Annotated in this window: 10 protein-coding genes; 4 read left to right on the top strand and 6 right to left on the bottom strand. The window is 63.1% G+C overall.

Going from position 1 to position 12,282, the window contains the following annotated elements; genetic code table 11:
• The first annotated feature begins 62 nt into the window (after window positions 1-62).
• Complete coding sequence (locus ACWHY3_RS10320; protein WP_303854543.1) at window positions 63-1,007, top strand: cation diffusion facilitator family transporter; 945 nt, start codon at window positions 63-65, stop codon at window positions 1,005-1,007.
• Between the two features lie 9 nt (window positions 1,008-1,016).
• On the opposite strand, the gene ACWHY3_RS10315 is transcribed toward ACWHY3_RS10320, so the two are convergent.
• Window positions 1,017-2,672 (bottom strand): FMN-binding glutamate synthase family protein, encoded by a 1,656-nt coding sequence (locus tag ACWHY3_RS10315; protein WP_448126470.1) that lies wholly within the window; start codon window positions 2,670-2,672, stop codon window positions 1,017-1,019.
• Between the two features lie 246 nt (window positions 2,673-2,918).
• Here ACWHY3_RS10315 and ACWHY3_RS10310 point away from each other — a divergent pair, with 246 nt between their 5' ends.
• Window positions 2,919-3,746, top strand: a complete 828-nt coding sequence (locus ACWHY3_RS10310) for a metallophosphoesterase (RefSeq protein ID WP_448126469.1) — start codon at window positions 2,919-2,921, stop codon at window positions 3,744-3,746.
• Between the two features lie 22 nt (window positions 3,747-3,768).
• Here the strand turns inward: ACWHY3_RS10310 and ACWHY3_RS10305 are convergent, their stop codons facing one another.
• The 4 genes from ACWHY3_RS10305 to tnpA are packed head-to-tail and all read right to left on the bottom strand — an operon-like array spanning window position 3,769 to window position 6,319.
• A complete protein-coding gene (locus ACWHY3_RS10305) occupies window positions 3,769-4,038 on the bottom strand; it encodes a hypothetical protein (protein ID WP_087721073.1) in 270 nt (89 codons plus the stop codon).
• A complete protein-coding gene (gene tnpC, locus ACWHY3_RS10300) occupies window positions 4,028-5,659 on the bottom strand; it encodes an IS66 family transposase (protein WP_179208974.1) in 1,632 nt (543 codons plus the stop codon). Before tnpC ends, ACWHY3_RS10305 begins: the two co-directional genes overlap by 11 nt.
• Before the next feature lie 28 nt (window positions 5,660-5,687).
• Window positions 5,688-6,032 carry an IS66 family insertion sequence element accessory protein TnpB gene (gene tnpB / locus ACWHY3_RS10295; RefSeq protein WP_087721071.1) on the bottom strand — a complete coding sequence of 115 codons (345 nt, stop codon included), beginning with the start codon at window positions 6,030-6,032 and terminating at the stop codon, window positions 5,688-5,690.
• Window positions 6,029-6,319 (bottom strand): IS66 family insertion sequence element accessory protein TnpA, encoded by a 291-nt coding sequence (tnpA, locus tag ACWHY3_RS10290; RefSeq protein ID WP_087721070.1) that lies wholly within the window; start codon window positions 6,317-6,319, stop codon window positions 6,029-6,031. Before tnpA ends, tnpB begins: the two co-directional genes overlap by 4 nt.
• A gap of 156 nt (window positions 6,320-6,475) precedes the next feature.
• On the opposite strand from tnpA, the gene ACWHY3_RS10285 reads away from it, so the two are divergent.
• Window positions 6,476-6,739, top strand: coding sequence for a metallophosphoesterase (locus tag ACWHY3_RS10285; protein ID WP_448126468.1), 264 nt, complete (start codon window positions 6,476-6,478; stop codon window positions 6,737-6,739).
• 130 nt (window positions 6,740-6,869) lie between these two features.
• Here the strand turns inward: ACWHY3_RS10285 and mfd are convergent, their stop codons facing one another.
• Window positions 6,870-10,319 carry a transcription-repair coupling factor gene (gene mfd / locus ACWHY3_RS10280; RefSeq protein WP_448126467.1) on the bottom strand — a complete coding sequence of 1,150 codons (3,450 nt, stop codon included), beginning with the start codon at window positions 10,317-10,319 and terminating at the stop codon, window positions 6,870-6,872.
• A gap of 324 nt (window positions 10,320-10,643) precedes the next feature.
• Here mfd and ACWHY3_RS10275 point away from each other — a divergent pair, with 324 nt between their 5' ends.
• Complete coding sequence (locus ACWHY3_RS10275) at window positions 10,644-12,095, top strand: glyceraldehyde-3-phosphate dehydrogenase (protein WP_448126466.1); 1,452 nt, start codon at window positions 10,644-10,646, stop codon at window positions 12,093-12,095.
• Window positions 12,096-12,282 lie beyond the last annotated feature (187 nt).

Here is a 12,282-nt window from a genome sequence, read left to right as displayed (position 1 = left end):
GAATCCGCGGTGATGCATGGGGGTACGGCGAGAGCGTTCGGACGACGAGGGGTAGAGGCGCGATGAAAACGGGATGGCCCACTACCGAGAGCGGTGCGCTTCGCTTTTCGACGGTCATGGCCGCGCTCATTGGAGGGCTTGCGCTCACGGTTGCGGTGCTTTCCGGTTCCCAGGCGATCCTCCTCGACGGGCTTTTCAACGCCATCTATGCCGTGGTCGGCGTCTTCACACTGCGCGTAGGGCGGCTGGTCGTGGCCCCCGATGACGATACCTATCCGTTCGGGTACGGCTACTTCGAGTCGATGGTCAACGCCTGCAAGGGCTTGCTGATGCTGGGCGTGTCGGCGCTGGCGCTATTCAATTCGATCACGGCACTGCTGACGGGCGGCAACACGATCGCGGCGGGCATCTCGATCGGCTACGCCTGTCTGGCAACGGCAGCCTGCACGCTGGCGGTCCTCGTGCTGCGGCGTGTCAGTCGTCATGTCAGCAGTCCGTTGCTCGAAGCCGATATCGACAACTGGCGCGTCAACGCGCTGATCTCCGCCGCGGTGCTACTGGCTTTCTGTCTGATCCCCGTAGTGCAAGCGCTAGGCTGGCATGCCGTCGTTCCCTACGTGGACTCGTGGCTGGTGATCGCGGTCGTGCTGCTTTGTCTGGGGGTTCCCGTCCGCGTTGCCAAGAATGCGATTCTGGAGCTGCTCAACCGCTCGCCGCGGCCCGATGTGGTCGACCCGGTACGCGCGGCGATCACGGCAGCGCTGGCGGCGTTGCCCACCGATGCCATCTATATCCGTATGGTCCGGCCGGGCCGGATGCTCTATGTCACCGTTCATGTCGTACTCGTCAAGGGTCACCCGCTCTCCATCGAGGAGGCGGACCGGTGGCGAGCGACCCTCGATGCCAGCGTTCGCCGGATCTCGACGCCGGTGCTGGTCGAAACCCTGTTCACCGGCGACCGTCGCTGGGCGGCACCCAGCGCCGGCCTTGGCGAAGCCGAGAGCTGACGTTGGCGATCAGCGCAGCTTGGTCAGCCGCAATTCGGCCAGTTGAGCGGGCGGCAGGAAGGAGTCCGAGCGCGCCTCTTCCCAGTAGTTCCGGAAGACGGTGTGTTCGCTGTTGCCTTCGAGCAGTTCGTCCGGCTTCAGGAAGGTGAACAGCTTGTCGTAAGACTGGATCTCGTCGGCGGATACGCGCCGAATGATATGTTCCGGGCCGAGTTCCGAGGGGTGTTGCAGACCCGCGGCGGCGAGCATCTCGGCCAGGCCCTTGAGCGTATTGCGGTGAAAGTTGTAGACCCGCTCGGACTTGTCGGCGACATCCAGGTGGCGGCTGCGCTTGGGATCCTGTGTCGCCACGCCGCTGGGGCACTTGTCGGAGTGACAGTTGAGCGCCTGGATGCAGCCCAGCGAGAACATGAAGCCGCGTGCCGCGTTGCACCAGTCGGCACCCAGCGCCAGGGTCCGGGCGATGTTGAATCCGGACGTGATCTTGCCGGCGGCGCTGATCTTGATCTCCTCGCGCAGTCCGGCACCCACCAGAGTATTGTGCACCAGCATCAGCGCCTCGGTCAGCGGCACGCCCAGACGGTTGATGAACTCCAGCGGCGCGGCGCCCGTTCCGCCTTCGCCTCCGTCGACGACGATGAAGTCGGGGCGTTGGCCGGTTTCGCGCATGGCCTTGACCATTGCGAACCACTCCCAGGGGTGGCCGATGGCCAGCTTGAAGCCGATGGGCTTGCCGCCGGACAGCTCGCGCAGGCGTCCGATGAAGGTCATCAGCTCCAGCGGCGTGGAGAAAGCGCTGTGGCCGGCGGGGGAGACCACGTCCTCGCCCATGGGCACTTCTCGCGCCTCGGCGATCTCGGCGGTGACCTTGGCGGCGGGAAGGATGCCGCCGTGGCCCGGCTTGGCGCCCTGCGACAGCTTGATCTCTATCATCTTGACCTGTTCGTCGCGCGCGTTGGCGGCGAAACGCTCTTCATTGAAGCTGCCGTCGTCGTGGCGACAACCGAAGTAGCCGGAGCCGATCTCCCAGACCAGATCTCCACCGTGAATCCGGTGATAGCGAGAAATCGAGCCTTCGCCGGTGTCGTGATAGAACTTGCCTTTGCGAGCGCCGGCGTTGAGCGCTTCGATGGCATTGCCGGACAACGAGCCGAAACTCATGGCCGAAATATTGAACACACTGGCGGAATAGGGCTGGCTGCAGAGGCTGCCGCCGATCCGGACCCGGAAGTCGCTGTCGTCGATATGGGTCGGTCGCAGCGAATGGTTGATCCACTCGTGGCCGGGCGCATACATGTCGATCAAGGAACCGAAAGGCTTCTTGTCGCTCTCGTTCTTGGCACGCTGATAGACGACGGCGCGCTGTTCCCGGGAGAACGGGCGCTCGTCGAGATCGGACTGGATGAAGTACTGGCGAATCTCGGGTCCGATCGACTCGAGGATATAGCGGCAGTGCGCCAGAATGGGATAGTTGCGGCTGACGGTGCGGCGCTTCTGGCGGGTGTCGTGAAATCCTAGCCATGACAGGCCGCCGAAGATGACCACGCCCCACCACCAGTATGAGGATGAGGCAAGCCCGACGAGGGAAACGGCCAGCAGGCAGAGGCTGGCAATGAAAGCGGCGTTACGTAACGGTAGACGGGAAAGGCCAGTAGCGTAGCTCATGCGGACATTGGCTCCAGACAGGTGACAGACGCGGCGGGCTGACGCCGCCGCGACCGCCAAGGATAGCGCAACGCTTCGCGTTGCGGCCAATGGCAGGCGGGGCTACTTTGAGGCATCGTCATGGCTGCATCGACACCTCATGCCGGCCCACCGGGGCCACCGGGGCCACCGGGGAGAGACGTTGTCGAATTGCCGCGTGCCGGCATACCGGTTTTTTCGCTCATTCAATGCAAGGAATGCTTGAACTTGCGACACCATCGATCGCTTTTGCGTCTGCGGCTGGTCCTGCTCGTGCTGCATGGCTATGTCGGCTGGCGCCTGCTGTCCGGGCTCTCGCTGGGCGTCTGGAGCAATATCGTCGGCGCCGGTTACCTGCTCACCAGTGCGCTGCTGATGCCCTGGGTGGTCCGGGTGACCTGGCTCAACGGCCGCTGGTTCGCCTGGCCGGTCGCAGTGATGACGGGGGTATTCTCCTTCCTGCTGCTGCTCACGCTGGCCCGGGACATTCTGCTCGCGACCTGGCACGTGGCGACTGCGCCGACGGCCTTGCTGGTCGCCGGTAGCGCCTGGGGCGTGCTGATCGCAACGTCAGTGTTGTCGGTCTATTCGGTGTGGCAGGCGAGAAGGGTGCCCCGCGTCGTCGACGTGTCGGTGCCGCTGGCCGGGTTGCCTGCCGCGCTGGAGGGACTGACGATCGTTCAGTTGAGCGACTTGCATATTGGCCCGACGATCAAGCGCCAGCACTTGCAGCGTATCGTCGAACGGGTCAATTCGCTGACGCCGGATCTGGTCGCGATAACCGGTGATCTGACCGATGGCCGCGTCGCGGAGCTGGAAGAAGACCTGGCGCCGTTGGCGAACTTGAGCGCTCGGCATGGCGCATTCTGCGTGACCGGCAATCATGAGTACTACAGCGAAGCCGAGGCGTGGGTCGCCGCCTTTGGGCGCTTGGGCATGCGCGTGCTGATCAACGAGTGCGACATTGTCGAGCATGACGGGGCGGAACTGGCCGTTGCCGGCATTACCGATCTGTCGGCGGGGTACTACGTTGTAAGCGTTCATTCGGGGACGTAGTAGACGCCCCCAGGCAAGCTGATCACTTCACTTCATGAAGCGGTGTCAGTAATTGCGGCGAGACTTTGTACTGTGTGGTTCCGTCTTCGGCCAGCACGATCACGCTCTTGCGGTTGATCTTGGTAACGATGCCGAACGCCCGTCCCTCCCGGGTGCTGAAGGAGACCTTGAGCCCGACACGCAGCTGGCTCAGCGCCTGCAGGGTTTCCTGTTCCTTGAGTTCATCGATGCGCTGGCAGATGACGTCATTGAGCTCCAGTAACTGATCGAGGGTCATCTCATCAATGCGCATGGCGAACGGCCTCTGGTGATTCGGGCTGTCTGTGCGGATGACGGGGATCGAGCAACGAGCGTAACGGCTTGTCCGCGAAGTGGGTCTTCCACCGTCTTGGCGTCAGTTGCGCGACCTCCCTGGCCGGGTGTTGGCTGATGCGCTGCAGCACATCCACCAGATAGGTGTACGGATTGACGTCATGCAGTTTGCAGGTGGTGATCAGGCTTTGGATGAGCCCGAGGTGTTCGGCGCCGAGTTCCGTCCAGCAAAACATCCAATTTTTCTTGCCCATTGGAATGGGGCGCAGCGCCCGCTCCAGGTGGTTGGTGTCCGGTTGTACGTCTGGATCTTCCAGGAACACGGTCAGGCTCGCTTCACGGCTGAGCATATAATTCAGGGCTTTGGTCAGCGCATCGCTGGGCAACAGCTCGCCACGTTCCAACTGATCGCGGCACCACTGGAAGAAGTCGTCGACGACTGGCTTCGAGTGCGCCAACCGGTACTGGCGCTTCGTCTCGCCAGTGAGCTGTTGAGCACGGATGTTGTCTTCGTTGTGATAGAGCTTGGCGATCTGCTGAAGCGCCTCGCCAGCCTGCTGCGGATGCTCCTTCTGGGCCTCGATGAAGTAACGCCGGCCGTGGACCCAGCACTGGGCATGGGTAACGCCGTCCTGTGCTGCGGCGTAGCGGGCATAGGCGGCGTACCCGTCGCTGATCAGCGTGCCGGTGAACTGCTCGCTCAGCACCTGCTCGATGTGGCCCCGTCCACGGCTGTTGGAGTAGGTGAACACCACCTCATCGTCATCGCCGTACAGCGGCCAGAACCAGCCGGATTTCATTTTGCCTTTTTGCGGGCCAGCCCGGCCCTGATGGCCGGCCTTGATTGGCGTTTCGTCCATGGCCAGCACCCGGCTGCGCAGCACATTATCGGTCTGGGCATCGACGATGGGGCGCAGCAGATCGATGGCGCGTTTGACCAGGTTGCTCAGCGTGCTGCGGCTGACGGTGACCCCAGCCTGCTGAATGCGCTGATGCTGGCGGTACAGCGGCAGATGGAACTGGAACTTGTCCACCAGCAGTCCGGCCAGCAGGCTGACATCGGCCAGGCTGTTGTCGAGCACGTTGGGCGGCGCCGGGGCGGTCACTGGCTTGTCGGTGCCTTTGCGGCGCAATACCGGGCGTTCGCACTGGAGTACCACATAGCTGGCCGCTCGCTGGGCTAGCCGGAAGGTAGTCTTGGTTCCGAGGATTTCATACCGATCGGCGTCCGGCCCAGTCAGCTCCGGCGGCAGCTGCTCGATGACTTCCACCGGCACATCGGCGCTGAAGCGCAGACCGGTATCGTTCAAGCAGTCATCGTCGCGCTGCTTCTTGGCGGTGCCGCGCTGATAGGCGCCGACCGTGCGCTTGTCATCCTCGGGCGCCTTGTCCGGGACGGGCGCCTGCTCCGGCTGGAACAGGCTGTCCTGTCCCGGCAGGTCAAAGACCTGCTTCTCGGACTTGGGGCCGAACAGCTGCTTCTTGAACCAATCCAGCTGGCGCTGCATCCCCTGAACCTGCTCGCGCAGCAGCGCGTTCTCCTCGACCAGGGCCGAGTGAGACGGTGCGGTGGGTTCAGGCGTGCAAGCAGTTGATTTCATGGCCGCTATTATACCGGACCCTGAGTGCTTACGCTGCTGAAAAACGCTTGAAGCGGCGAACTTTTTGCACCTCAATGCCGTCGATCAGCAGCTGCAGATCGGCCAGCGTCAACGCTCGCTGGCCAGACGCTGACGCACGCACCTGGAACTGACCCCGCTCCAGGCGCTTGGCCCACAAGCAATAACCGGTGCGGCTGAAGTACAGCATCTTCATCTGGGTCTTGCGCCGGTTGATGAACACAAAGTACTGGCCACTGAGCGGGTCGCGGTTGAGCTGGTTGCGTACCAGCGCGCTCAGTCCCCGGAAGGACTTACGCATGTCGGTGGGCTCGGTGCACAGCCAAATCCGGGCCTGGCTATCGAGCCCGATCATCCGTTCTGGCTCAGCCGCAGTTCGACGCCATTACCCAGACTCAACACAATAGTCCAACCTGGCCCGCAAGACGGCGAAGCGCCCATCAATGCCGACAGATCCAGAAAATCCGACTGCTCGGTCTCGGTCGAGTCAGAGACCGGGCTTTCGCAAAGCCGCTTGCGCCAGCTGCGAAAGCTGGCATAACCGATGCCTTGTTGCTTACAGAACTGCAGCGCGGACAGGCCGCTGTGGCGCTGCTGATCAATCAGACCCTGCCATTGGTCCGGAGTGCGGCGCTTGCTCATGAGAGTAACCTCGTGTTGATGAGTGTGAGGTTACTTTAGGGTCACGCTCGCTGGGATGGCAGGGCGTCCTGGAATGAACGCTTACACTACGTTCCCGCGCATCGCAGCGACCCGGCGCTGGCTGCTCGTGACATACCGCCGGGAACGACACGCCTGTTGCTCGCGCATCAGCCCAATTCCGCGCCCGCTGCGGCAGAGGCCGGGTTCGACCTGCAGCTTTCCGGCCACACTCACGGCGGGCAGATATGGCCCTGGAGCCTGCTGGCACGTCGTGCCAACCGCTTTCTGGCCGGGCTGGGCAAAGAAGGGCGGATGTGGGTCTATACCAGCCGGGGCACTGGCTACTGGGGACCGCCGATGCGCTTCGGTGCGCCCTCCGAGATCACCCGCCTCCGGCTTTGCCGGGCTCCGGAAGCCTGAAGCACCGCACTTCGCCCAGGAAGCTGGAAGCCGGGCCCCTCCGTTGCGCAAAGCAAGCGACTGTGTGTCTTGTCGTTGCTTTTCCTTACAGCTTGAAGCTTATGGATTGCAGTGCCGGTCGAAGCCCGGCTCAGGCCGCCTTGGCCTTGCGGTTGAGGGTTTCCAGCAGCGCGTCGATGCGCTGGAAACGATCTTCCTCCTTTTCCATATCACCGTGGAAGCGCAGTGTGTCGGCACCGTCGAGCTTGTACTCTGCCGGATGACGCTGGATCAGCTCGACCAGCGTCATCGGATCGACCTGCGGGTCCGGGCCGAAAATCACCCGGCCGCGTTCGGCTCCGGCTTCCAGCTTGGCGATGCCGAGGCGCTCGGCACGCTGGCGCAGCCTCGTCTGGCGGAACAGTGTCTTGAGCGGCGCCGGCAGCAGGCCGAAGCGGTCGATCATCTCCACCTGCAGTTCCTTCAGCGCGCCTTCATCCGCCGCGCTGCTGATGCGCTTGTACATGATCAGGCGCTGCTGAACGTCGGGCAGGTAGTCGTTGGGAATCAGCGCCGGCAGGTTAAGGCTGATCTCCGTGCCCTCGTCGAGCGGGGCTTCGATATTGGGCGTCTTGCCGGCCCGGATCGCCTTGACCGCGCGATCGAGCATCTGCATGTAGAGGCTGTAGCCGACGGTCTCCATCTGACCGCTTTGCTCGTCGCCGAGCAGTTCGCCCGCGCCGCGAATTTCCATGTCGTGGCTGGCGAGCGTGAAGCCGGCGCCGAGATCGTCGCTCAGGGTGATCGCCTCGAGTCGCTTGATCGCGTCCTTGGTCATCGCCTTGGGCGGCGGTGTCAGCAGGTAGGCGTAGGCCTGATGGTGGCTTCGTCCGACCCGGCCGCGCAGCTGATGCAACTGGGCCAGGCCGAACTTGTCGGCACGTTCGATGATGATGGTGTTGGCGCTGGGGACGTCGATACCGGTTTCGATGATGGTCGAGCAGACCAGCACGTTGAAGCGCTTATGGTAGAAGTCCGACATCACCCGCTCGAGGGCGCGCTCCGGCAACTGGCCGTGGGCCACGCCGACGCGGGCTTCCGGCACCAGTTCGCGAAGCTTCTCGGCACTGGCTTCGATCGTCTTGACCTCGTTGTGAAGGAAGTAGACCTGGCCGCCGCGAAGCACCTCGCGCAGGATCGCTTCCTTGACTACCGGCTCGTTGCGCTGCTGCACGAACGTCTTGACCGAGAGGCGTCGTGCCGGGGGCGTGGCGATGATCGACAGATCGCGAATGCCGTTCATGGCCATGTTGAGCGTGCGCGGAATGGGTGTCGCGGTCAGCGTGAGAATATCCACCTCGGCGCGCATCTGCTTGAGGCGCTCTTTCTGAGCGACGCCGAACCGATGCTCCTCGTCGATGATCATCAGGCCCAGGTTGGAGAACTTGACCGACTTGGAAAGCAGCTTGTGGGTGCCGATGACGATGTCGGCACGGCCTTCTTCGATGCGCTTCAGGGCATCGCCTTCCCCCTTGCCGCCAGTGAAGCGCGAGAGCATCTCGATCTGCACGGCAGTATCGGCGAAGCGGTCGCGGAAGTTGTCATAGTGCTGCTGGGCCAGCAGCGTGGTAGGCACGAGTACCACTACCTGACGGCCGGAACTGACGGCCAGGAACGCGGCGCGCATGGCGACTTCGGTCTTGCCGAAACCGACATCGCCGCAGACGACGCGATCCATCGGCCGCGGCGCGGTCATGTCGGCGATCACCGCCTCGATGGCGGCGTGCTGGTCAGGGGTCTCCTCGAACGGAAAGCTCGCCGCGAAGCGCAGATATTCCTCGCCGGGCATGTCGCTGACGAATCCTTCCCTGGCCTCGCGCCGCGCATAGATGTCGAGCAGCTCGGCAGCGGTGTCGCGGACTTTCTCGGCCGCCTTGCGCTTGGCCTTGCCCCAGGTGTCCGAGCCCAGCTTGTGCAAGGGGGCGAGTTCGTCGGTAGCGCCGGCGTAGCGCGAGATGAGCTGAAGATTGTCGACCGGCACGTAGAGCTTGGCGCCGCCGGCATACTCCAGCGCCAGGAATTCGGCTGCCTGACCGCCGGCGGTAAGCATCTCCAGGCCCAGGTAACGCCCCACGCCATGATGCTGGTGCACAACGGGCGCACCGGGGCGCAGCTCGGAGAGGTGGCGCACGGCCAGCTCGTTGTCGTCGGTCGCCTTGGCGCGGCGGCGCGTCTGGCGCACGACTTCGCCATAGAGCTCGGTTTCGGTGATGACCGCGATAGCGGGATCGCCCAGCCAGAGACCTTCGTCCAGCGCCCCCTCGGCGATCGCGAGCGGCTGGTTGCCATCCAGGAAGTTCTGCCAGCCATCGATATGGGGGATATCCCGATGCAGCGGCGCGAGTGCCTCATCCAGCGCTTCGCGGCGCCCGCGGGACTCGGCGACGAACAGAATGCGCAGATCACGATGAGCATCGAGAAACGCCTCCAGCGTCGCCAGCGGGTGCTGGGCGCGGGCATTGATCGCGACTGCCGGCGGTGATTGGGTCGCGCTGGCGATGGCGTGGCGTGAGGCCGAGTCGGTCACGAATTCGAGACGGGGGTGCTGTTTGATCGCGGCGAAGACTTCGGCCGCGGGCACGAACGCCTTCGCCGGGGGCAGCAGCGGGCGAGTCGGGTCGACGCCGAGATTCTCGTAGCGACCTTCGATCGAGAGCCAGTGATGTTCGGCAGCTTCGAAAACGTCGGGCAGCAGCGCAATGCGCGTCTGTTCCGCCAGATGTTCGAACAGCGTGGCGGTCTCCTCGAAGAACAGCGGCAGGTACTGTTCGAGGCCGGGAGAGGGAATGCCCTTGATCGCATCCACATAGAGCGGGCACTGCCGCGGATCGACGTCGAAGAGGGTTTCGAACCCTTCCCGGAAACAGGCGATCGCCGAGCGCGACAACGAGTACTCGTGCGCCGGCAACAGGTCGATGCGCTCGATCTTGTCCTGCGTGCGCTGGGTATCCGGATCGAAGCGCCGCAGCGTGTCGATCTCGTCGTCGAACAGGTCGATGCGCAGCGGGGCGTCAGTGCCCATGGGGAACAGGTCGATCAGCGAGCCGCGCATGGCGTATTCGCCCGGCTCGTAGACGGTTTCCACCGCGCGATAGCCGGCCCGCGACAGGCGCTCGCGAAAACTTTCCCGATCGAGCCGATCACCGGTCGCCAGCGTCAGCACGCGCCCGGCCACGTAGTCGCGTGGCGGCAGTCGCTGCATCAGGGTATTGATCGATGCCAGCACGATCCCCTGGGTGCCTTCCTGCAGTTCCCGCAGCGTCCTCAGCCGTGCCGAGACGATGTCCTGGTGTGGCGAGAAGCTGTCGTAGGGCAGCGTTTCCCAGTCGGGAAACGGCATTACCGGCACGTCGGCATAGAAGCGCAGCGTGCTCTCGAGGCGCTGCGCGCTTGCCGTGTCCGGCGTCACCACCAGTAGTGGTGCATCGTCGGCCAGGCGCGCCAGCGTCAGCGCGGTAGCGCTTCCCTGGGGCAGTTGGCAATAGGTAGTTTCGCGCGTGCCGGTCGGCAGAGGCGGGGCGAGCGGTGTGAAATGCGACATGAGCCTTTCGGAGAACGAATTTACGTGCAGGGATGATAGCAGGCTGTCGCAATGGCGGGGGTGTCGAGCCGCATTTCTTGCCACGAGTGCCGTTGTCGAACGTCAGGCATCGGCGGTGGCCCGTGTAGTGAAACTACAACATTTGCGACTACGCGGCGATTGCGGGGCGTTTCGTAGGATGCAGATAATACTCGGGTTTTTGGTCAGGCGGATGCTCTGAAGCAGTGTTGGCGACCACTGTGCGGACAGTGCCAGCGATCCGTTTGACCGACGCTGTCGATGCGCCAATTCGACCCCCCAATTCGATCAGAGAGAGGCCCGCTTGTGAGTCAGGAACAGCTCGATACCGTCTTCCAGGAGTGGCAGGACAACGAGGCTCGCGCGGAAGAGATGATTCCGCTTCTGGGCAAGCTCTATCGTCAATACAACGTGATCCCTTCGCTGTTCGGGCGGTCGTTGATCAATCGTTCCGTGACGCGGATTCTCAAGAACCATCGTTATGTTCGCAAGGTCGAGGGAACCGAGCTTTCGGTCGCCGACACGCTGCCGATGGTGCGAGCCATGACCGAACTGAATCTGGGGCCGGCGCATATCGATATCGGCCGACTGGGCGTGGCGTTCAAGCACTCCGGCGAAAGCGATGTCGTGGCGTTTCTCGAGCGCGAGCTGGCCGACATCGTGGGTGCTCACGACGGCAGCGGCATGGGCGGAGAGCCTCAGGATGTCGTGCTTTACGGCTTTGGCCGCATCGGCCGCATTCTGGCGCGCATCCTGATCGAGAAGGCCGGTGGCGGTAACCTGCTTCGGCTGCGTGCCATCGTTGTTCGCGGCAGTGGTGACGATCTCGAGAAGCGGGCCAGCCTGCTGCGTCGCGATTCCGTCCATGGGCCGTTCTCCGGCTCGATCGACATCGATCACGAAAACCATGCGCTGATCGCCAACGGTCACTACATCCGCATGATCTATGCCGATTCGCCGGCCGAGATCGATTACACCGTCTACGGCATCGACAACGCCATCGTCGTCGACAACACCGGCAAATGGCGCGATCGCGAGGGGCTGGCTCAGCACCTGCAATCCAAGGGGGTTGCCAGGGTGTTGCTGACGGCGCCGGGCAAGGGCGATCTCAAGAATATCGTCCACGGTATCAATCATCAGACCATCGGCGAGGAAGACCGTATCGTCTCTGCGGCTTCATGCACCACCAATGCCATCGTGCCGGTGCTCAAGGCCATCGACGACGAATACGGGATCGTCCATGGCCATGTCGAGACCGTCCACTCCTACACCAACGATCAGAACCTGATCGACAACTACCACAAGGGCGATCGCCGCGGACGCAGTGCGCCGCTCAACATGGTGTTGACGGAAACCGGCGCGGCCAAGGCGGTAGCCAAGGCGCTGCCGGCGCTTTCCGGCAAATTGACCGGCAATGCGATCCGCGTGCCGACGCCCAATGTCTCGATGGCGATCCTCAACCTGTCGCTGGAGAAAGAGACAGACCGCACGGCGCTCAACGAGTATCTGCGCCAGATGGCGCTGCATTCACCGATGCACAAGCAGATCGACTATGTCGATTCGCCGGAAGTGGTGTCGTCGGACTTCGTCGGCAACCGCCATGCAGGGATCCTGGATGCCAAGGCAACCATCGCCGACGGCAAGCAGGCGGTGCTCTACGTCTGGTACGACAACGAGTTCGGCTATAGCTGTCAGGTGGTGAGAATCCTGCAGTACATGTCCCGCGTCTGTCACCGGTACCTGCCGGCCACGCCCTGATTCGTCCATTGAACTTTAGTCTAAAAAGTCTCGGCGCTGCCGAGACTTTTTCGTTGTCCGGCGGCCGGGTTGACGTGCCGGCGAGTAGTCTTCGGGGGTCGGCATCATTATAATGGTGCGCGTTTTTCGGCGTGGTCCATCGAAGTCATGGGCCATGGAAGTCACCCTTTCTGATAAGAAAAGCATT

It is taken from the genome of Salinicola sp. NYA28a (genome assembly GCF_976982775.1).
The sequence above is the reverse complement of the archived record's forward strand: the minus strand, read 5'-3'. Positions and strand labels throughout refer to the sequence as shown.

Coding starts and splice junctions, on each gene's coding strand:
- ACWHY3_RS10305 (WP_087721073.1), bottom strand. CDS start 4,038: ATGCGCATTGATGAGATGACCCTCGATCAGTTACTGGAGCTCAATGAC.
- ACWHY3_RS10320 (WP_303854543.1), top strand. CDS start 63: ATGAAAACGGGATGGCCCACTACCGAGAGCGGTGCGCTTCGCTTTTCG.
- tnpC (WP_179208974.1), bottom strand. CDS start 5,659: ATGAAATCAACTGCTTGCACGCCTGAACCCACCGCACCGTCTCACTCG.
- ACWHY3_RS10315 (WP_448126470.1), bottom strand. CDS start 2,672: ATGAGCTACGCTACTGGCCTTTCCCGTCTACCGTTACGTAACGCCGCT.
- tnpB (WP_087721071.1), bottom strand. CDS start 6,032: ATGATCGGGCTCGATAGCCAGGCCCGGATTTGGCTGTGCACCGAGCCC.
- tnpA (WP_087721070.1), bottom strand. CDS start 6,319: ATGAGCAAGCGCCGCACTCCGGACCAATGGCAGGGTCTGATTGATCAG.
- mfd (WP_448126467.1), bottom strand. CDS start 10,319: ATGTCGCATTTCACACCGCTCGCCCCGCCTCTGCCGACCGGCACGCGC.